Below are 20,225 nucleotides of genomic sequence, written 5' to 3' on the forward strand. Positions count from 1 at the left end.
CCATGAAACGTATTGTGTTGTGCTGCTCCGCCGGGATGTCCACATCGCTGGTGGTGACCAAAATGGAAAAAGTGGCGGCGGAGCGCGGCCTTGAGCTGAAGATCTACGCCATTGCTGAGCAATCCCTGCGCGACGAACTGCAAAGCTACGCCGCCGAGATAACCGCTGTGCTGCTGGGGCCGCAGGTGCGCTTTAAGCTAGCGGAAAATAAAAAACTGACCGACGAATACGGCATTCCGATTGATGTGATCGATTCGGTGGCTTACGGCACCTTAAACGGCGCGAAAGTTCTCGATCAAGCGCTGGCTTTGGTAAGATAGCGCCGACAGGCCGGGGCGCGCCCGGCCTGAGCGATAACTCAGACTTGCAGGTGATATTGTGGAGAAGGCCGTCGTCCCGCCGGAAAAAAAACAGTACCAGGAGATTGGCGAAGATTTACGCGAGCAGATAATCCAGGGGCATTACCCCGTGGGTTCCCGTCTGCCGCCGGAGCGCAATATCGCCGAAAAATATGGCGTTAGCCGTACCATCGTGCGTGAAGCATTGCTGATGCTGGAGTTGCAAGGCACGGTGGATATTCGCCAGGGTTCCGGTGTTTATGTGATGCGTATTCCGCAGGAGCATGAAAACGAAGAGGAGCGCTTTTTAAGTAGCGATGTTGGCCCGTTTGAGATCTTACAGGCGCGACAACTGCTGGAGAGTAATATCGCCGCTTTTGCCGCCAAAATGGCGACGCGCGCGGATATCGATAATCTTCGGCGCATTCTTGAGCAAGAGCAGCGCGCCATTGCGATGAATGACACCTCGCAGGACAACAGCAAAATGTTCCACCTGGTGCTGGCTGGCGCATCGCAAAACCAAATGCTGTTGGCGACGGTGGAGAGTATCTGGCACCACATGGACAGCAGCCCGCTGTGGCAACAATTCAACGTGCATATTGCCAGCCGCCCGTATCGCCTGAAATGGCTGGGCGACCGGCAGACTCTGCTGGCAGCGCTGCGCCGTCGCGATGTGATGGGCGCATGGCAAGCCATGTGGCAGCACCTCGAAAATGTCAAAAAGAGCCTGTTGGAGCTTTCCGATGAAGATGCGCCAGACTTTGATGGCTACCTGTTTGAGTCGGTACCGATTTTCCAAGGAAAGATCGTATGAAGATTATTCCCCTTTACGAAGCGCCACACTTCGAAGAGCAGGTGGTGGACTGGTTATGGCATGAGTTTGGCGATTCGCTGCCGCGTGATTTCTTCGCCAGTATCATCGCCCACAGCCAGCGGCCGGGGCAGTTGCCGCTGACTTATGTCCTGGTTGACGATGATCAACTGCTGGGAACCGTCGGGCTGTGGCGCTGCGATTTGATAAGCCGCCAGGATCTGTTTCCGTGGCTGGCGGCGTTATATGTGAAAGAGAGCACTCGCGGGCAGGGGCTTGCCGGACGGTTACAGCGCCATGTGATTGAGCAGGCGAAGGCGATGGGTTTTCAGGAGCTGCATCTTTACTCGGCGTGTCGTGATTTTTACGAGCGTTTTGGCTGGCGCTACATCGGCGACGGTCTTGAGTATCCGGACAAGACCGTGCACCTGTACCGCTACTCTTGCAGCGCAATCACCGAATGACGGCGTACCAGCGTTGGATTGAAAAGGTAAGTGATTTCCGGCAGCGGGCGGTTTTCCGCCAGCGCCAGCGCCAGCTCGGCGGCTTGTGTTGCCATGGTGACAATCGGGTAGCGCACGGTAGTTAAGCGCGGGCGAACATAGCGCGATACCAACACATCATCGAAGCCAATTAGTGAAATCTCACGTGGCACATCAATGCCATTGTCATTCAGCACACCCATGGCACCCGCGGCCATGGAATCGTTATAACAAGCGACGGCGGTAAAGTTACGCCCCCGACCGAGCAACTCGGTCATCGCCTGTTCGCCGCCGCTCTCATCCGGCTCGGCAAACGTCACCAGCCGATCGTTACAGGGCAAACCATTCTCTTTCAGCGCATCGTAATAGCCTTGCAAGCGGTCTTCCGCATCAGAAATCGCGTGGTTGGAGCAAAGATAGCCAATGCGCGTATGGCCTTGCTGGATCAGATGGCGCGTTGCCAGCCAGGCACCGTAACGGTCATCCAGAGCCACACAGCGTTGTTCAAAACCCGGCAAAATGCGGTTGATTAACACCATGCCCGGCATCTGTTTCATCAGCGAGGCGAGTTCATCGTCAGGAAGGGTTTTGGCGTGAACGACCAGCGCCGCGCAGCGGTGGCGAATAAGTTGCTCAATGGCTTTACGCTCTTTCTCTTCGTTATGGTAGCCGTTGCCAATCAGCAAGAAATTCCCGGTAGCGGAGGCGACCTGTTCAACAGCCTTCACCATGGCGCCGAAAAAGGGATCCGACACGTCGCCCACCACCAGACCCACTGTTTCGGTGGACTGTTGCGCCAGCGCGCGGGCATTAGCGTTCGGGTGGTAATTGAGCGCATCCATTGCGCTTTGCACCGCCTGGCGCGAGGTTTCGCTCGCTTTTGGCGAGTCGTTAATCACGCGGGAAACCGTTGCGACCGAAACTCCTGCCAGCCGCGCGACATCTTTGATAGTCGCCATCACGCACCTTCCTTTGGGTAAGCGTTTACACGCTGCATAGTGTTACGGAAAAGCGACGTGTAATCAAGGAAGCTACCCGGCAGGTATCTGCAAACGTGAGCTGACGCGAAGGAAATCAGTGAAAACGTTACACGTGGGAAATTGCAAAGTAATTCAGGCACAATCTTTAGTTACACTTTGCGAAGGGCTGTTTCGATTGTCCGCTGGTGGCGTGTATCCCCCCGTGACAGAGTAGAACTCCCAGAGGTATTGATAGGTGAGCGCAACCCCCAGGGTTGCACACTCGAATTACACCAACCTGCGCAGATGCGCAGGTTTTTTTTTACCTTTAGTCTGTAACAGTAATCGCGAATGGACACACCTCGTTTCACTTCGGCTCACTCTCTTGCTTTTTCCCACTGGTGAGGCGCGGTGCCGCACGCGACAATCAAGGTCCCAGAGGTATTGATTGGTGATTTATTCGGTACGCTTTTCGTACTCATTTCTTGCACCAACCTGCGCGGACGCGCAGGTTTTTTTTCGCCCGCGTTTTAACCCGCCGCACTTCTCATGTAATCTGCCACAATTTGATAACGTGCTTAATTGACTGGCAAAAGGAGTTGAAATGCTACTGGGTTTTTTCCGCGGTCTGTTCCGTGTGTTGTTTCGCGTACAACTGACCGGCAACATGCAGGCGCTGCACGGCGAACGCGTGCTTATTACCCCTAATCATGTCTCTTTTATTGATGGCATTTTGCTGGCGTTATTTCTGCCAGTGCGCCCGGTTTTTGCGGTCTACACCTCCATCAGCAGCCAGTGGTACATGCGCTGGATAAGCTCGATTATTGATTTTGTGCCGTTGGACCCGACCAAGCCGATGTCGATTAAACATCTGGTGCGGTTAGTGGAACAGGGCCGCCCGGTGGTGATTTTCCCGGAAGGCCGTATTTCTGTTTCCGGCTCATTAATGAAAATTTACGACGGTGCAGGTTTCGTGGCGGCAAAATCAGGCGCGACGGTGATCCCACTGCGTATTGATGGTGCGGAGCTAACTTACTTCAGCCGCCTCAAAGGGCTGGTAAAACAGCGCCTGTTCCCACGTATTACGTTGCATATTCTGCCGCCTACGCATCTACCGATGCCGGATGCGCCGCGTGCGCGTGACCGTCGCAAGCTGGCGGGCGAGATGCTGCATCAAATTATGATGGAAGCGCGTATGGCCGTGCGCCCACGCGAAACCCTGTTTGAAGCATTGCTTTCTGCAAAGCATCGCTATGGCTCTAATAAGCACTGTGTTGAAGACATCAATTTCACGCCGGATAGTTACCGCAAGCTGCTGACCAAATCGCTGTTTGTTGCCCGTATCCTGGATAAATATAGCGCGCCGGGTGAGAAAATCGGCCTGATGTTGCCAAACGCCGGCATCAGCGCGGCGGTGATTTTCGGCGCGATTGCGCGTGCGCGCATCCCGGCGATGATGAACTACACCGCCGGCGTGAAAGGGTTGAGTAGTGCGATTACCGCAGCGCAGATTAAAACCATCTTCACATCCCGTACTTTTATGGATAAAGGCAAGCTGTGGCATCTGCCGGAGCAGCTCACACAGGTACGCTGGGTTTATCTGGAAGATTTAAAAGGCGATGTCACCTGGGAAGACAAGGTGTGGATTTTCCGCCATCTGCTGACGCCATTAAAAGCGCAACTGCCGCAAAAACCGGAAGACCCGGCACTGATCCTCTTCACCTCAGGTTCAGAGGGCAATCCGAAGGGCGTGGTGCATAGCCATAAAAGCCTACTGGCCAACGTTGAGCAGATTAAAACCATCGCCGATTTCACCGCCAATGACCGCTTCATGTCGGCGCTGCCGCTATTCCACTCGTTTGGCTTAACGGTGGGGTTATTCACGCCGTTATTCACCGGCGCGGAGGTGTTCCTTTATCCGAGCCCGTTGCACTACCGCATTGTTCCTGAACTGGTGTATGACCGTAACTGCACCGTGCTGTTTGGCACCTCGACATTCCTTGGCAATTATGCGCGTTTTGCCAACCCGTATGACTTCTTCCGCTTGCGCTATGTGGTTGCCGGTGCTGAAAAATTGCAGGACAGCACCCGCCAGCTGTGGCAGGACAAATTCGGCCTGCGCATCCTTGAAGGTTACGGCGTGACCGAGTGTGCGCCAGTGGTTTCTATCAACGTACCGATGGCAGCAAAACCGGGTACCGTCGGGCGGATTTTACCTGGCATGGATGCGCGGTTAATGGCGGTGCCGGGCATTGAAGACGGTGGTCGCCTGCAATTGAAAGGGCCCAACGTGATGACCGGTTATCTGCGGGTGGAAAATCCCGGCGTGCTGGAAGCGCCCACGGCGGAAAATATCAACGGCGAAATGGAAGCGGGCTGGTATGACACCGGTGATATTGTCCGTTTTGATGAGCAAGGCTTTGTGCAGATTCAGGGGCGGGCGAAGCGTTTTGCCAAAATCGCCGGGGAGATGATCTCGCTGGAGATTGTCGAACAACTGGCGCTGGCGGTTTCGCCGGAGAAACTGCATGCCACGGTGGTCAAGAGCGATGCCAGCAAAGGCGAGGCGCTGGTGATGTTCACCACCGACAGCGAGTTGACGCGCGATAAGCTGCAACAGCAGGCGCGGTCGCAGGGGGTGCCGGAACTTGCCGTGCCGCGCGATATTCGCTTCCTGAAACAGTTGCCCGTGCTGGGCAGCGGCAAACCTGATTTTGTGACCCTGAAAAGCATGATTGAAGAGGCGGAGTCGACACATGCATGAGTCAGTAAGCACTAACTCCTCGCTGTGGTCGCGCGGGATGATGGCGGTGATTGCCGCGCAGTTTCTCTCGGCGTTTGGCGATAACGCGCTGCTCTTCGCCACGCTGGCGTTGCTGAAAGCGGAGTTTTATCCCGACTGGAGCCAGCCGATTTTGCAGATGGTGTTTGTGGGCGCTTACATTCTTTTCGCACCCTTTGTTGGACAGATCGCCGACAGCTTCGCCAAAGGCCGGGTGATGATGTTCGCCAACGGCCTGAAACTGGTTGGCGCGGCGAGTATTTGCATCGGCATCAATCCGTTTGTCGGTTATCTGTTAGTCGGCATTGGTGCGGCAGCCTATTCCCCGGCGAAGTACGGCATTCTTGGTGAAATCACCACCGGCGATAAGCTGGTGAAAGCGAATGGTTTGATGGAGTCGTCGACCATTGCCGCCATTTTACTCGGCTCCGTTGCTGGCGGTGTACTGGCCGACTGGCACGTGCTGGCGGCGCTTGGCGTTTGTGCGCTGGTGTATGCGGGCGCGGTGATCGCCAATTTGCTGATCCCGAAGCTACCTGCTGCGCGTCCGGGGCAATCCTGGCGCTTTACACCAATGACGTCCAGCTTCTTCAACGCCTGCAAAAGCCTGTGGCGCAACGGTAAAACGCGCTTCTCGCTGGTCGGGACTAGTCTGTTCTGGGGCGCGGGCGTGACGCTGCGTTTCCTGCTGGTGCTGTGGGTGCCAGTGGCGCTTGGGATCACGGATAACGCGACGCCAACGTATCTTAACGCGATGGTCGCCGTCGGAATTGTGGCTGGTGCCGGGCTGGCAGCGAAGCTGGTGACGCTGGAAACCGTGGCGCGTTGTATGCCTGCTGGCATTCTCATTGGCGTGGCGGTGGTGCTGTTTTCATTGCAACATGCATTACTGCCTGCTTACGGCGTGCTGATGTTGATCGGCATGTTGGGCGGTTTCTTTGTGGTGCCGCTGAATGCGCTGTTGCAAGCGATTGGCAAAGAGTCGGTTGGCGCGGGCAATGCGATCGCGGTGCAGAACCTCGGCGAAAACATGGCCATGTTGTTGATGCTGGGCCTGTACTCGTTGGCGGTGAAAGCGGGCGTACCGGTAATTGGCACTGGCGTGGGCTTTGGGGTTATTTTCGCGCTGGCAATTACGGCGCTGTGGATCTGGCAGCGCCGCCGTTAACCGTTACGGTGCCGGGTAGGTGTAAACCTGATGCACTGCTTCGATCTCAGCCAGAATCTCTGCGCTGAGATCGAGATGGAAGCTTTCCACGTTGGTTTTCAGTTGCTCCATCGTCGTTGCGCCCAGCAGGGTGCTGGCGACGAAAGGCTGACGCCGCACGAAAGCCAGCGCCATTTGCGCCGGATCCAGATTGTGGCGCTTCGCAATCTCGACATACGCCGCGACGGCTTTTTGCGACTGCTCACTGCTGTAACGCGTAAAGCGGCTAAACAGGGTGTTGCGCGCGCCAGCGGGTTTCGCACCGTTGAGATATTTACCGGTTAGCGTACCAAACGCCAGACACGAGTAGGCGAGCAGCTCGACACCTTCATATTGGCTCACTTCCGCCAGACCCACTTCAAAGCTGCGGTTTAACAAGCTGTACGGGTTCTGAATCGTCACGATGCGTGGCAACTCATGTTTCTCGGCCAGTTGCAGATAACGCATTACGCCAAACGCCGTTTCGTTTGACACGCCGATATAGCGGATTTTCCCGGCACGCTGGCATTCGGTCAGCGCCTCCAGCGTTTCCAGCAGCGTCACCACCGGCGCACTATCAACCCAGCTGTAACCCAGTTTGCCGAAGCAGTTGGTCGGGCGCTGTGGCCAGTGTACCTGGTAAAGATCGAGGTAATCGGTTTGCAGACGTTTTAAGCTGTCGTCCAGTGCCACGCGGATGTTTTTGCGATCCAACGCCTGATTCGGGCGAATACCGCTGTCATTGTTGCGGCTGGGGCCACTGACTTTGGAGGCGATAACCAGCTTCTCACGGTTACCGCGTTTTGCCAGCCAGTTGCCGACATAGGTTTCCGTCAAACCCTGCGTTTCCGGACGTGGCGGAACAGGGTACATCTCTGCAACGTCAATCAGGTTGATGCCCTGGCTGACGGCGTAATCGAGCTGTGCATGGGCGTCGGCTTCGCTGTTTTGTTCACCAAACGTCATAGTGCCCAGCCCCAGGGTGCTTATTTCAAGCGAACTGTGGGGGATACGGTGATACTGCATAGCCGGCTTCCTTAAAAGTACAACGTCAGTTGACCTGACAAAGGAATATAAACATGGCAGAGGGGAGTAAAAAGGGAAAGCGAAAAATCAAATAAAGGCCAGCAGGTGACTGACCTTTATAACAATTTCTTAGCGTTCAATAATCTGGGATACGTCATCGCGGTTAATCTGCATCTTATTGCCCTGCTGATCGCGGTAGCTGACCAGCCCGGTATCATCGTCAATTTCCGGCTTACCGTCCGTCAGGATCATCCTGCCGTCTTTTGTCGCCATCACGTAATCACTGCTGCATCCGGAAACGGCGAAAGCCAACCCCACTGCGGAAATAATCACTGCCCATTTCTTCATCGTTCTGATCCTCTGGTGGCATGCGTCTGACAACAAGTTTAGTAATAACGTGCTGTTTGGCGATGAAAAAGCAGGATAATCTGAAAAAAGTTGTTAAAGACAGATGAAAGATAAAAAACGCTTCCCCGGTTGAGGAAGCGTTTTGTTTACAGCGGATTCTTCTTATTTCGCATCAGGTTGAGCGTTTCAACCGCGATGGAGAAGAACATAGCGAAGTAGATGTAACCTTTCGGTACATGAATGGAGACGCTTTCCAGAATCAGCGTAAAACCGACGAGGATCAAAAACGACAACGCCAGCATTTTGACAGACGGGTGGCGATCAACAAACTCGCCAATCGGACGCGCGGCAAACATCATCACGCCAACGGCGATAACTACTGCCGCCATCATAATGAACAGATGATCGGACAGCCCCACCGCCGTGATCACCGAGTCGAGACTGAAGATAATATCGAGCAGCATAATCTGCACAATCGCGCCAAGGAAGGAATGCACATTAGTCTTCAATCCTTCCTCTTCCCCTTCGATCGATTCGTGGATCTCTTTACTCGCTTTCCAGATAAGGAACAGACCACCAAGGAATAAGATCAGATCGCGGGCAGAAACGCTGTGATCAAACACGCTGAACAGCGGGTGTGTCAGCCTTGTTACCCACGCAATGGATGCCAGCAGTAATAGCCGCATGATCATCGCCGCAGCCAGACCTAACCGACGTGCGTGATTACGCTGCGCGGTAGGTAGCTTCGCAACCACCAGAGAGAGGAAAATAATGTTGTCGATCCCTAAAACGATCTCCAGCAGCGTCAGCGTACCGAGCGCGAGCCAGGCGTTGGGATCGGTTACCCATGCAAATAACATCTCTATAAAGTCCTGCCAAAAAAAGAAGCGCCAATTATAAGCGCCACTGTGGCTTAGGCAAAAATTTAATGCGGCGAAAGCAAAAAGTGGCGCGCCAGCAGTGCACCGGTGAAGTTCTTTTTCAGGTAAAAGCCGCGCGGCAATGTGAGGATGGTTTCGCCATGTTCGCCAATGGCCTCGGTCAGCGCTTTACTGTTAGCAGCCTTCGGGCGCAATTGCAGAACTTCGCCGTGACGGGCGGTAATTCGGGTGACCTGACCTAACACAATCAAATCCATCAACTCTTCCCAGTCGAGCCGCAACTGCTGTTCTTCTTCTGCATTTGGGCTCCAGAGCAGCGGCGATCCGACGCGGCGATCCGCCACCGGTATCTCGCGTGATCCTTCAATGGGAACCCATAAGACGCGCTTGAGCTTATGCCGCACGTGGCTGGTTTCCCACACGACGCCACTGTTGCCGGTAAGTGGCGCCACGCACACAAATGTGGTTTCCAGCGGGCGTCCCTGGTTATCCACCGGAATGGTTTTTAGCTCAACGCCCAGCGCGGCAAAATCTTGCTCGGGTTTACTGCCTGCGCTGGCACCGAGCCACAACTCCAGCAGAACACCTGTCCAGCCTTTATCACGCTTTAAATCACGCGGAACGGGCAAGCCTGCAAGGGCGGCCAGTTCGCCGAGCGTGTAGCCCGCCAGGCGCTGTGCCTGGGCAAGCAATTGCACTTCTGATTCAGGCGGTGAAGTGAAAGGAGCCAACGCGAACATGTTAAAAACCTTTTGCTTAAAAAATAACCGCTAATTTTGCACCGTAGCCCGGCAGTGTACCTTTTTCTTTGTGCTATGAACAATTGCATGATTTATAAGGTAATTTACGGAGGGTTTTGAAGAGTTGCGCAACTACGTGTCGGGTTTTCCAAATCTGGTCACTGACAATGAACAGGATCTTACACCATGTTATCCACAGAAAAGTGGGATAACTGGGAAAAAGTGCCACTACTGTTTCGATTTACAGCCTTGACGTGCGAGGAAAATCGAAATTCTGCACAAAATGTGCCTAACTTATTGGCATAATCTGTGGATAAATTCGACTCTGTTCGATCTTTCATCAGCGCCAGGATCCTTAAGGTGATGAACGTCACATTATGGGCCTGTTAACGGTTGAGAAGCTACTTAAATTAATGAATTACTGTGTTTTATTTGTTTCATGCAAAACGGGGTTATTCAGACTGTTCTGGGTTTTCCCTGGGTAATTCCATACTTTTTCACAACTCTATCCACAGAAAAGGTGAATAAAAAGCGTCGTCAAAATCGTTTTCTGTTTATAACTTTGATAATTACTGTGAGTTATTCAAATGTTATTCGTTCGTATCCCTGTCATAGAGTGGTTTACCGTTTTCCGGGAGTGTGAAACAATCGCTTTATTCAGACTTTTTTTGAGGTAGTCCGGTGATTGATGACGATGGCTACCGCCCAAATGTTGGAATCGTAATCTGTAATCGACAAGGTCAGGTCATGTGGGCCAGACGCTTTGGACAGCACTCGTGGCAGTTCCCCCAGGGGGGAATTAACCCTGGCGAGTCCCCGGAACAAGCAATGTATCGGGAACTGTTTGAGGAAGTGGGCTTAAGTCGTAAAGATGTTCGTATCCTTGCTTCTACGCGTAACTGGTTGCGTTACAAGTTACCGAAACGTTTGGTGCGTTGGGACACAAAGCCGGTTTGTATCGGCCAGAAACAAAAATGGTTTCTTTTGCAGTTGATAGGTAACGATAGTGAGATCAACATGCAGACCAGCAGCACGCCCGAGTTTGATGGCTGGCGTTGGGTGAGCTACTGGTATCCTGTCCGTCAGGTAGTGTCGTTTAAACGCGATGTCTACCGACGGGTGATGAAAGAGTTTGCAAGCGCGGTGATGTCGCTTCAGGAAACGCCTCCGAAGCCGCAAAGTGCGCCTGCCTGGCGACGTAAACGAGGTTAAGCCACCCACATTATGCTCACCCGACTGCGAGAAATAGTTGAGAAAGTCGCCAGCGCGCCACGCCTTAATGAAGCGCTGGAAATATTGGTTACCGACGTTTGTCTGGCGATGGAAACCGAAGTGTGCTCGGTCTATCTCGCAGATCACGACCGGCGTTGTTATTACCTGATGGCGACCCGCGGTTTAAAAAAGCCGCGTGGTCGTACCGTCGCGCTCGCATTCGATCAGGGAATTGTCGGTCTGGTAGGCAGGCTGGCGGAACCCATCAACCTGGCGGATGCGCAAAAACATCCCAGTTTTAAATACATTCCTGCTGTTAAAGAAGAGCGCTTTCGCGCTTTTCTTGGCGTACCTATTATTCAGCGTCGCCAGTTGCTTGGTGTGCTGGTGGTGCAACAGCGCGAGCTACGCCAGTACGATGAAAGCGAAGAGTCCTTTCTGGTCACGCTTGCTACCCAGATGGCGGCTATCCTCTCCCAGTCACAGTTAAACGCGCTGTTTGGCCAGTATCGGCAGACGCGAATTCGCGCCTTACCGGCAGCGCCAGGTGTTGCTATCGCTGAAGGTTGGGTCGATGAAACGCTGCCGTTAATGGAACAGGTTTATCCGGCCTCGACGCTTGATACCTCGCTTGAGCGCGAAAGATTAACAGCGGCTCTGGAAGAAGCCGCCAATGAATTTCGCCGTTACAGCAAACGTTTCGCCGCCGGCGCGCAAAAAGAGACGGCGGCAATTTTCGATCTCTATTCGCACCTGCTTTCCGATGCGCGCCTGCGCCGTGAGCTGTTTGAAGAAGTGGACAGGGGCGTGGTGGCTGAATGGGCGGTAAAAACCGTAATTGAAAGTTTTGCCGAACAGTTTGCTGCCCTCAATGATGGCTACCTGAAAGAGCGCTCTGGAGATTTGCGTACGCTGGGCCAGCGTTTGTTATTCCACCTCGATGACTCCATTTCCGGGCCAAACAGTTGGCCGGAGCGCTTTATCCTCGTTGCCGAGGAACTCTCCGCCACGACACTTGCAGAACTGCCGCACGACAGGCTAGTGGGTGTGGTGGTGCGTGACGGTGCGTCAAATTCGCACGCGGCAATTATGGTGCGCGCGCTTGGCATCCCGACGGTAATGGGGGCGGATATTCAGCCCGCCGTGCTGCAACGTCGCATGTTGGTGGTGGACGGTTATCGCGGTGAGCTGTTGGTGGATCCTGAACCGGTATTGTTGCAGGAATACCAGCGCCTTATCAGCGAAGAGAATGAACTCAGCCGCCTTGCCGAAGACGACGTGAACCTGGCCGCGCAGCTAAAAAGCGGCGAGCGGGTAAAGGTGATGCTGAACGCAGGTTTAAGCCCAGAGCATGAAGAGAAACTGGGCAGCCGCATCGACGGAATTGGGCTTTATCGCACAGAAATCCCGTTTATGTTGCAAAGCGGCTTCCCGTCGGAAGAGGAACAGGTGGCGCAATACCAGGGCATGTTGCAGATGTTTAACGATAAGCCTGTGACGCTGCGTACGCTCGATATCGGCGCTGATAAGCAATTACCTTATATGCCTATCAGCGAGGAGAACCCTTGCCTTGGCTGGCGTGGTATCCGAATCACGCTCGACCAGCCGGAAATCTTCCTGGTGCAGGTGCGCGCTATGCTGCGCGCCAATGCGGCAACCGGGAATCTCAGCATTCTGCTGCCGATGATCACCAGCATCGACGAAATCGATGAAGCGCGCAGGCTAATCGAGCGCGCCGGTCGTGAAGTGGAAGAGATGATCGGTTACGCAATTCCTAAGCCGCGTATCGGAGTGATGCTGGAAGTGCCGTCAATGGTGTTTATGTTGTCGCACCTGGCGAATCGCGTCGATTTTATCTCGATTGGCACCAACGACCTGACGCAATACATCCTGGCCGTTGATCGTAACAATACCCGAGTGGCAAATATGTACGACAGCCTGCACCCGGCGGTGCTGCGGGCGCTGGCGATGGTTGCCGATGAAGCAGAACGGTTAGGCATTGATATCCGCTTGTGCGGTGAAATGGCCGGGGATCCGATGTGCGTCGCCGTGCTTATTGGCCTTGGGTACCGCCATCTCTCCATGAACGGACGCTCGGTGGCGCGCATTAAATATTTGCTACGGCGTATTGATTGTGAAGAGGCGCAAACGCTGGCGAGACGTACCCTGGATGCGCAACTGGCAACCGAAGTGCGTCATCAAATTGCCGCATTTATGGAGCGGCGTGGGCTGGGCGGCCTGATTCGCGGTGGAATTTAGCCGGTTCAGGGATATACATAACTTTTACAACTTCGCCGCCACCCGCTCGCGGTGCCTTATGCTATGATTCGCAGCTTTGGAGCGACCGACAATTGCGGTCGCGTAGGTGAACCGCTGTCCACTTTCGGCGGAATAACAACAAGTTGTGGTGACAGATGAACAGTGGCTATCTGCATTTTCCGGACTTTGATCCGGTGATTTTTTCCATTGGACCGGTTTCCCTCCACTGGTACGGATTGATGTACCTGGTGGGTTTCGTTTTTGCGATGTGGCTGGCAACGCGCCGGGCGAATCGTCCGGGCAGTGGCTGGACAAAAAACGAAGTTGAAAACCTTCTCTACGCAGGATTTCTCGGTGTTTTCCTCGGCGGCCGTCTCGGCTACGTGCTGTTCTATAATTTCCCGGTTTTCCTGAACGACCCGCTTTATCTGTTCCGCGTGTGGGACGGTGGCATGTCCTTCCACGGCGGTTTGATTGGCGTGATTGTGGTGATGGTTATCTTCGCCAGACGCACCAAACGCAGCTTCTTCCAGGTTTCCGATTTTATAGCTCCGCTGATCCCGTTTGGCCTTGGCGCAGGGCGTCTGGGTAACTTTATCAACGGTGAGCTGTGGGGGCGCGTTGACCCGTCATTCCCATTTACCATGCTCTTCCCTGGTTCGCGCGCAGAAGATGTTGCGCTGCTGCCCGCTCATCCTGAATGGCAGTCGATCTTTGACACCTACGGTGTGCTGCCGCGTCACATGTCTCAGCTGTATGAACTGGCGCTGGAAGGTATTGTACTGTTTATCATCCTTAACTTGTTTATTCGCAAACCTCGCCCGACGGGCGCGGTCTCCGGCTTGTTCCTGATAGGCTACGGCGCGTTCCGTATCATCGTTGAATTCTTCCGCCAGCCCGACGCCCAGTTTACCGGCGAGTGGGTGCAATACATCAGCATGGGGCAGATCCTCTCCATTCCGATGATCGTTGCAGGCGCAATCATGATGATTTGGGCGTACCGCCATCGTTCGCCGCAACACGTTTCCTGAGGAACCATGAAACAGTATTTAGAGTTGATGCAAAAGGTGCTTAATGAAGGCACCCCGAAAAACGACCGCACCGGGACAGGCACGCTGTCTATTTTTGGCCATCAGATGCGTTTTAATCTGCAGGACGGCTTCCCGCTGGTGACCACCAAGCGCTGCCATTTGCGTTCAATTATTCATGAGCTGCTGTGGTTCCTGCAGGGCGACACCAATATTGCCTATCTGCGCGAAAACAAAGTCACCATTTGGGACGAATGGGCCGACGAACAGGGCAATCTTGGCCCGGTTTACGGCAAACAGTGGCGCGCATGGCCTACGCCGGACGGCCGCCATATCGACCAGATCACGACGGTTATTAACCAGTTGAAAAACGACCCGGATTCACGCCGCATTATTGTTTCCGCGTGGAATGTCGGTGAGCTGGACAAAATGGCGCTGGCCCCTTGCCACGCGTTCTTCCAGTTCTACGTGGCGGACGGCAAGCTCTCCTGCCAGCTCTACCAACGTTCCTGCGATGTGTTCCTTGGTCTGCCGTTCAATATCGCCAGCTATGCCTTGCTGGTGCATATGATGGCTCACCAGTGCGATCTGCAACCGGGCGATTTCGTCTGGACCGGTGGCGACACCCACCTTTACAGCAACCACCTGGAACAAACCCGTCTGCAACTAAGCCGTGAACCGCGTGCGCTGCCGAAACTGGTTATCAAGCGTAAGCCTGAGTCGCTATTTGACTACCGTTTCGAAGACTTCGAAATCGAAGGCTACGATCCACATCCGGCCATCAAAGCGCCTGTCGCTATCTGATTTCTACCAACATGTCATAACCGGTGCGGCAACGTACCGGTTTTTTTTACCTGATAATCGTTTCTTCGGCCTTGCTTCCACCCCACCTGCAACTCACTGCAACGTGACGCATTTCCTTCGTACTGCCTCGTAACATCTTTGTTTGCACCTCGATCTGAATGCACCCTAACGACACACTACCGCCATGAAAAAAGAAGATGGCTTCACCCTGATTGAAACCCTCGTCGCAATGGTGCTGATTGTTATCCTGAGCGGTGCTGGTATCTCAGGTTGGCAACGTTGGCAGGCGCAGCAGCGGCTGTGGCAAACCGCATTACAGGTGCGGCATTTACTTGAACGTCTGCGTGATGATGCCAACTGGCACAACCGTTCACAGCTCGTGTATGGCATTCGTGAAGGCGAAGGCTGGTGCCTGGTGAATTCGCCGTCGCAAACCTGTGCTGTCCAGAATGCTTTCTCACTGCAACCTCGTTGGCCTGAAGTCACGCTGGTTGATGTGACGCCTTCGCTGGGGTTCTTTGGCCTGCGCAATACGGCCTGGCCTGGCAACATTCGGATACGTAGCAGTGCGGGAGAGTGGCGGGTGGTGGTTTCGGCGTGGGGAAGGATCAGAATGTGCCAGCCATCAGCGGAGAATCTATGTTAGACAAGCAAAAAGGGTTTTCACTGTTGGAAACCGTTCTGGCAATGGCAATCGGCAGCGTGCTGTTACTGGCATCCGCTCGTTTTTTACCGGCACTACAGATGGCGGTAACGCAGCACACCCGTATCCAGACGGTGGAAGACGATCTCTGGCTGCAACTGCGCGGCATCGCAAAACATCTCCAGCGAGCGGGGTATTGCAATGGCAGCTGTAGCGGCCAGCCGCTGGTTATCAGTAGCAGTGGTGATTGCGTCATTGCTCAGTGGGACGCCAACAGCAATGGACGCTGGGAGTCATCGGGAAGCAGCGAACCGGAACAAACCGGTTTTAGGGTGCAAAGTGGCGCACTGGAAATCATGCGCGGAGCAACATCTTGCAGTGGCCGTGGCTGGGAAAAAATCACTGATCCTGCCCAGATGAGCATTGGGTATTTTCATGTTGCTCAGCATCAGACACCGGGGTTTTCACCACAGCTCGCAATTACACTTTCGGCTCGTGTTCCGGGCTATGGCGGGCAACCCCTTACCGCTGATTTGAGCGTGACTGGATATAACTTATGAACCGGCAACGGGGTATGTCATCGCTGGCGTTGGTCTTACTGTTACTGCTGCTGGGCAGCCTGATGTTACACGGTTTAAACCAGCAATTGAGCAGCCATATCTGGCGTGTGAACAGTGAAGCTCAAGGGATACGCAACGCTGCGGAGATCTCTTCGTCCATGGAGTGGGCGCGTCATCAAACCTGGCCAGCCCAGCCTGCTCTGCAGTGCCAGCAAAGCGCTGTGCCCAATGTTCGAAATTGTTTACGCATTTTGGCCGATGGGAGCGCGTTGCTGATTGTCGCAAACGCAGAAGCATCGCAGTGGCAACTAGGGCGTGTGGAAGACGCGCGGGTGCGTTTTTTGCCGCATGGCTGGAGTGATTTTTGCCCACTAAAAGAGGAAGCGCTATGCCAGTCGCCGTAAACAAACAACGAGGCTTTAGCCTTACAGAGGTTCTGCTGGCTATGCTGTTAATGGTGATGGTCGTTACCGCGCTTGGCGGTTATCATCGTGCGTTGGCCTCGGGGTTTGTATCCACCAGCCAGTGGCGACAGTTATGGCGTTATGCCTGGCAACAGGCGCAACCAGAAGCCCCTCCGTTACCACCAGGCTGGCAAGTTCAGCGGGGGCAGACAACCACTGGGGGATGTGTCAGCATCAACGTTACCGTTAATTCGCCAGCGGGCAGGCAGGGGCAAATGACGCGATTATTTTGCCCGAACAGTCAGTAGTCAGGAGCGCTTATGTTAAGGGTTTACCACTCCAATCGTCTGGATGTGCTGGAAGCATTGATGGAGTTTATTGTTGAGCATGACAGGCTCGACGATCCCTTTGAGCCGGAAGTTGTGCTGGTGCAGAGCACCGGCATGGCGCAATGGCTGCAAATGACTCTCGCGCAGAAGTTTAGTATTGCCGCCAATATTACGTTCCCGCTGCCCGCGAGCTTTATCTGGGACATGTTTGTCACCGTTCTGGACGGAATTCCGAAAGAGAGTGCGTTTAACAAACAGAGCATGAGCTGGAAGCTCATGTCGCTGCTGCCCGGCATGTTAGAGCAGGATGAGTTCACCACGCTGCGACACTATCTGAATGACGACGATGACAAGCGTAAACTCTTTCAGCTCTCTTCACGCGTGGCGGATCTCTACGATCAATATCTGGTTTACCGCCCGGAGTGGCTGACGCGATGGGAAGTGGGTGAACAGATTGACGGGCTGGATGAAGCGCAGCGCTGGCAAGCACCGTTGTGGCGTGCATTGGTGGAACATACTGCCGCACTGGGGCAGCCACACTGGCACCGCGCCAACCTCTATAAGCGTTTTATCGATAAGCTTGAATCGGCCGCGCAGCGTCCCGCCGGTTTGCCTTCGCGCGTTTTTATTTGTGGGATTTCCGCGCTGCCGCCCATCTATCTACAAGCGCTTCAGGCGCTGGGTAAACATATCGATGTCCATCTTTTGTTTACTAATCCCTGTCGCTACTACTGGGGCGACATTAAAGATCCGGCGTTTCTGGCGAAACTGATCACCCGGAATCGTCGGCATCACCGGGAAAACCGACAGTTTCCACTGTTCCGTGATACAGAAAACGCTGAAGGTCTGTTCAATCCAGATGGCGAGCAGGATGTTGGTAACCCTTTGCTGGCTTCGTGGGGCAAACTGGGGCGGGACAATATTTTCCTGCTGGCGGGGATGGATCGCTATGAAGAACTGGATGCTTTCGTCGACATTACGCCCGGCTCGCTGCTGCAAAATCTGAAGTACGATATCCTGGAACTGCAAAATGGTGCTGTTGCAGGCGTAACGGCAGAAGAGTTTTCCCGCAGTGACAAAAAGCGGCTACTTGATCCCAACGATCGCAGCGTAACGGTGCATATCTGCCACAGCCCGCAACGAGAAGTGGAGATCCTGCATGACCGGCTGCTAACGATGCTGGAAGAGGACCCTGAACTGACACCTCGCGATATCGTGGTAATGGTCGCCGATATCGACAGTTATAGCCCGTATATTCAGGCGGTTTTCGGTAGCGCCAGCGGGGAACGTTATCTTCCCTATGCTATTTCCGACCGCCGCGCGCGGCAGGCTCACCCGGCGCTGCAGGCCTTTATCAGCTTGCTCTCTCTGCCTGACAGCCGCTTTGTCAGTGAAGATGTACTGGCGCTGTTGGATGTTCCTGTGCTGGCAGCGCGTTTCAATATCGATGAAGAAGGGCTGCGTTACCTGCGCTTATGGGTCAATGAATCCGGCATTCGCTGGGGAATGGATGACGACAACGTACGAGAGCTTGAATTGCCGCCGACCGGGCAGCACACCTGGCAATTTGGCCTGACGCGAATGCTGCTCGGTTATGCGATGGAAAGCCGCCAGGGTGAGTGGCAGTCAATTTTACCGTATGACGAATCCAGCGGGCTTATCGCGGAGTTAGTCGGTCACCTGGCAGAACTGTTAATGCAGCTTAATATCTGGCGTCGCGGGCTGGCAGAGGTACGACCACTGGAAGAGTGGCTCCCGGTTTGCCGCGACATGCTCAATGACTTTTTCCTGCCAGACCAGGACACAGAAGCCGCGCTAGCCCTGATTGAACAGCAGTGGCAGGACATTATCGCGCAGGGTGTTGGTGCGAATTACCACGAAGCGATCCCACTTTCGTTACTGCGTGACGAGCTTGCTCAACGTCTTGATCAGGAACGTATAAGCCAGCGTTTCCTCGCGGGACCTGTGAATATTTGCACCCTGATGCCGATGCGCTCTATTCCTTTTAAAGTGGTCTGTCTGCTGGGTATGAACGATGGTGTTTACCCGCGCGCACTGCCTCCGCTGGGGTTTGACCTGATGAGCCAGAAGCCGCAGCGTGGCGACCGAAGCCGTCGGGATGATGACCGTTACTTGTTCCTCGAAGCGCTTAACTCTGCACAGCAGCAGCTCTATATCAGCTACATCGGTCGGTCTATCCAGGATAACAAAGAACGCTTCCCCTCGGTGTTGGTGCAGGAGCTGGTGGATTACATCGGGCAGAGCCACTACTTGCCGGGTGATGCATTGCTTAATTGCGATGAAAGCGAGCAGCGGGTAAAGGCACATATCACGCATCTGCATACGCGTATGCCGTTTGATCCGGCAAATTATACGGCTGATGAGTGGCAAAGTTATGTTCGCGACTGGCTACCTGCCGCGAGTTCACAGGGCCACGCACATGCTGAGTTTATTCAAACGCTGGATGACGTGTCGCTTGAAACGCTTACTTTTGATCAGCTTCAGCGTTTTTGGGCGCATCCGGTGCGCGCTTTTTTCCAGATGCGCCTGCGCGTTAATTTCCGCCCGGAAGAGAGTGAAATTCCGGATGCTGAGCCGTTTATCCTTGATGGCCTGAGCCGTTATCAGCTTAATCAGGAGATATTAAATACGCTGGTCGAAGAGCAAGACGCAGAGAAGCTGTTTCGCCGCTACCGCGCGGCTGGCGTACTGCCTTATGGGGCGTTCGGTGAAATTATCTGGGAAACCCAATGTCAGGAGATGCAGGAGCTTGCTAACCGCGTCATTGAATATCGCCAGCCTTCCGACAGCCTCGAAATTGACCTCCATTGCGCAGGGGTTCATCTCACCGGATGGCTGCCGCGTGTTCAGTCAGACGGGCTATTGCGCTGGCGTCCGGCTTTGTTGAACGTTTCGCAAGGCGTGCAACTTTGGCTGGAACATCTTGTCTATTGTGCCAGCGGCGGTACCGGCACCAGCCGCTTGTTAGTCCGCAAAGAGGGCGAATGGTGTTTCCCCGCGCTATCTGCTGATAAGGCACAGGAATATCTGGCAACTCTGATTGAAGGCTATCGGGAAGGCATGGTGAAACCGCTCCTGCTGTTGCCGGAAAGCGGTGGCGCATGGATAAAAGTCTGTTATGACGCGACAAATGATGCCATGGTAAAGGACGAAGAGACGTTACAAAAAGCGCAGAGTAAATTCCTGCAGGCATACGAAGGCAACATGGTGGTACGCGGTGAAGGCGATGATGTGTGGTATCAGCGCTTGTGGCGAACCCTTGAACCTGAGTATTACGCTGAAATTACCGAACAAGCGCAGCGTTTTCTGTTACCGCTTTATCGACACAACCAGTCCGATTGATTGTATAAAAATTGCGCGAAATGGTCGCATCCATTATCATGCGCGACGGTCACGGACTGATATAACAAGA

Annotated in this window: 19 protein-coding genes; 14 read left to right on the forward strand and 5 right to left on the reverse strand. The window is 54.1% G+C overall.

Annotation, left to right across the window (positions count from 1 at the left end):
* The first annotated feature begins 2 nt into the window (after positions 1 to 2).
* The 3 genes from ACFX4O_RS22960 to ACFX4O_RS22970 are packed head-to-tail and all read left to right on the forward strand — an operon-like array spanning position 3 to position 1,613.
* Positions 3 to 320, forward strand: coding sequence for a PTS sugar transporter subunit IIB (locus ACFX4O_RS22960; RefSeq protein ID WP_131408373.1), 318 nt, complete (start codon positions 3 to 5; stop codon positions 318 to 320).
* Positions 321 to 378: 58 nt separating this feature from the next.
* Positions 379 to 1,152 (forward strand): GntR family transcriptional regulator, encoded by a 774-nt coding sequence (locus ACFX4O_RS22965; protein WP_065370137.1) that lies wholly within the window; start codon positions 379 to 381, stop codon positions 1,150 to 1,152.
* A complete protein-coding gene (locus tag ACFX4O_RS22970; RefSeq protein WP_380211455.1) occupies positions 1,149 to 1,613 on the forward strand; it encodes a GNAT family N-acetyltransferase in 465 nt (154 codons plus the stop codon). The genes ACFX4O_RS22965 and ACFX4O_RS22970 overlap by 4 nt, the downstream gene beginning before the upstream one ends.
* Here the strand turns inward: ACFX4O_RS22970 and galR are convergent.
* The gene (galR, locus tag ACFX4O_RS22975) at positions 1,586 to 2,590 is read right to left on the reverse strand and encodes an HTH-type transcriptional regulator GalR (protein WP_380211457.1); all 1,005 of its coding nucleotides are present in this window, start codon (positions 2,588 to 2,590) and stop codon (positions 1,586 to 1,588) included. The two genes, ACFX4O_RS22970 and galR, sit on opposite strands and share 28 nt — an antisense overlap.
* 604 nt (positions 2,591 to 3,194) lie before the next feature.
* On the opposite strand from galR, the gene aas reads away from it, so the two are divergent.
* Together aas and lplT are read left to right on the forward strand one after the other, a co-directional pair.
* Complete coding sequence (gene aas / locus ACFX4O_RS22980; RefSeq protein ID WP_380211459.1) at positions 3,195 to 5,354, forward strand: bifunctional acyl-ACP--phospholipid O-acyltransferase/long-chain-fatty-acid--ACP ligase; 2,160 nt, start codon at positions 3,195 to 3,197, stop codon at positions 5,352 to 5,354.
* Entirely contained in the window at positions 5,347 to 6,540 is a 1,194-nt protein-coding gene (lplT, locus tag ACFX4O_RS22985; RefSeq protein WP_380211461.1) for a lysophospholipid transporter LplT, read from the forward strand. The genes aas and lplT overlap by 8 nt, the downstream gene beginning before the upstream one ends.
* Positions 6,541 to 6,543: 3 nt before the next feature.
* Here lplT and ACFX4O_RS22990 read toward each other — a convergent pair whose 3' ends face one another.
* From ACFX4O_RS22990 to mutH, 4 genes are all read right to left on the reverse strand, one after another.
* A complete protein-coding gene (locus tag ACFX4O_RS22990; RefSeq protein WP_380211463.1) occupies positions 6,544 to 7,584 on the reverse strand; it encodes an NADP(H)-dependent aldo-keto reductase in 1,041 nt (346 codons plus the stop codon).
* Between the two features lie 129 nt (positions 7,585 to 7,713).
* Positions 7,714 to 7,932, reverse strand: a complete 219-nt coding sequence (gene ygdR / locus ACFX4O_RS22995) for a lipoprotein YgdR (protein WP_007370351.1) — start codon at positions 7,930 to 7,932, stop codon at positions 7,714 to 7,716.
* Between the two features lie 146 nt (positions 7,933 to 8,078).
* Positions 8,079 to 8,792 (reverse strand): TerC family protein, encoded by a 714-nt coding sequence (locus ACFX4O_RS23000; RefSeq protein ID WP_131408359.1) that lies wholly within the window; start codon positions 8,790 to 8,792, stop codon positions 8,079 to 8,081.
* Between the two features lie 65 nt (positions 8,793 to 8,857).
* Positions 8,858 to 9,553: a DNA mismatch repair endonuclease MutH gene (gene mutH / locus ACFX4O_RS23005; protein WP_131408357.1), complete on the reverse strand. Its 696-nt coding sequence runs from the start codon at positions 9,551 to 9,553 to the stop codon at positions 8,858 to 8,860.
* Between the two features lie 681 nt (positions 9,554 to 10,234).
* Here mutH and rppH point away from each other — a divergent pair.
* The 9 genes from rppH to recC all read left to right on the forward strand — a co-directional run bounded on the left by rppH (position 10,235) and on the right by recC (position 20,155).
* A complete protein-coding gene (gene rppH / locus ACFX4O_RS23010) occupies positions 10,235 to 10,765 on the forward strand; it encodes an RNA pyrophosphohydrolase (protein WP_017457684.1) in 531 nt (176 codons plus the stop codon).
* 12 nt (positions 10,766 to 10,777) lie between these two features.
* Positions 10,778 to 13,024, forward strand: a complete 2,247-nt coding sequence (ptsP, locus tag ACFX4O_RS23015; RefSeq protein ID WP_131408353.1) for a phosphoenolpyruvate--protein phosphotransferase — start codon at positions 10,778 to 10,780, stop codon at positions 13,022 to 13,024.
* A gap of 155 nt (positions 13,025 to 13,179) precedes the next feature.
* On the forward strand, positions 13,180 to 14,055 hold the full coding sequence (gene lgt, locus ACFX4O_RS23020; RefSeq protein WP_380211467.1) for a prolipoprotein diacylglyceryl transferase: 876 nt from the start codon (positions 13,180 to 13,182) through the stop codon (positions 14,053 to 14,055).
* Between the two features lie 6 nt (positions 14,056 to 14,061).
* Complete coding sequence (gene thyA, locus ACFX4O_RS23025) at positions 14,062 to 14,856, forward strand: thymidylate synthase (protein WP_131408349.1); 795 nt, start codon at positions 14,062 to 14,064, stop codon at positions 14,854 to 14,856.
* Positions 14,857 to 15,040: 184 nt separating this feature from the next.
* Complete coding sequence (locus tag ACFX4O_RS23030; RefSeq protein WP_380211469.1) at positions 15,041 to 15,502, forward strand: prepilin peptidase-dependent protein; 462 nt, start codon at positions 15,041 to 15,043, stop codon at positions 15,500 to 15,502.
* Positions 15,496 to 16,059 carry a prepilin peptidase-dependent protein gene (locus ACFX4O_RS23035; protein ID WP_380211471.1) on the forward strand — a complete coding sequence of 188 codons (564 nt, stop codon included), beginning with the start codon at positions 15,496 to 15,498 and terminating at the stop codon, positions 16,057 to 16,059. Before ACFX4O_RS23030 ends, ACFX4O_RS23035 begins: the two co-directional genes overlap by 7 nt.
* The gene (locus ACFX4O_RS23040) at positions 16,056 to 16,463 is read left to right on the forward strand and encodes a DUF2509 family protein (RefSeq protein WP_380211473.1); all 408 of its coding nucleotides are present in this window, start codon (positions 16,056 to 16,058) and stop codon (positions 16,461 to 16,463) included. Before ACFX4O_RS23035 ends, ACFX4O_RS23040 begins: the two co-directional genes overlap by 4 nt.
* A complete protein-coding gene (locus tag ACFX4O_RS23045; RefSeq protein WP_380211475.1) occupies positions 16,448 to 16,771 on the forward strand; it encodes a prepilin-type N-terminal cleavage/methylation domain-containing protein in 324 nt (107 codons plus the stop codon). Before ACFX4O_RS23040 ends, ACFX4O_RS23045 begins: the two co-directional genes overlap by 16 nt.
* 12 nt (positions 16,772 to 16,783) lie before the next feature.
* Complete coding sequence (gene recC, locus ACFX4O_RS23050; protein ID WP_380211477.1) at positions 16,784 to 20,155, forward strand: exodeoxyribonuclease V subunit gamma; 3,372 nt, start codon at positions 16,784 to 16,786, stop codon at positions 20,153 to 20,155.
* The last annotated feature ends 70 nt before the right edge of the window (positions 20,156 to 20,225 follow it).

The organism is Kosakonia sp. YIM B13571 (assembly GCF_042788095.1).
GTDB lineage: Bacteria > Pseudomonadota > Gammaproteobacteria > Enterobacterales > Enterobacteriaceae > Kosakonia > Kosakonia quasisacchari.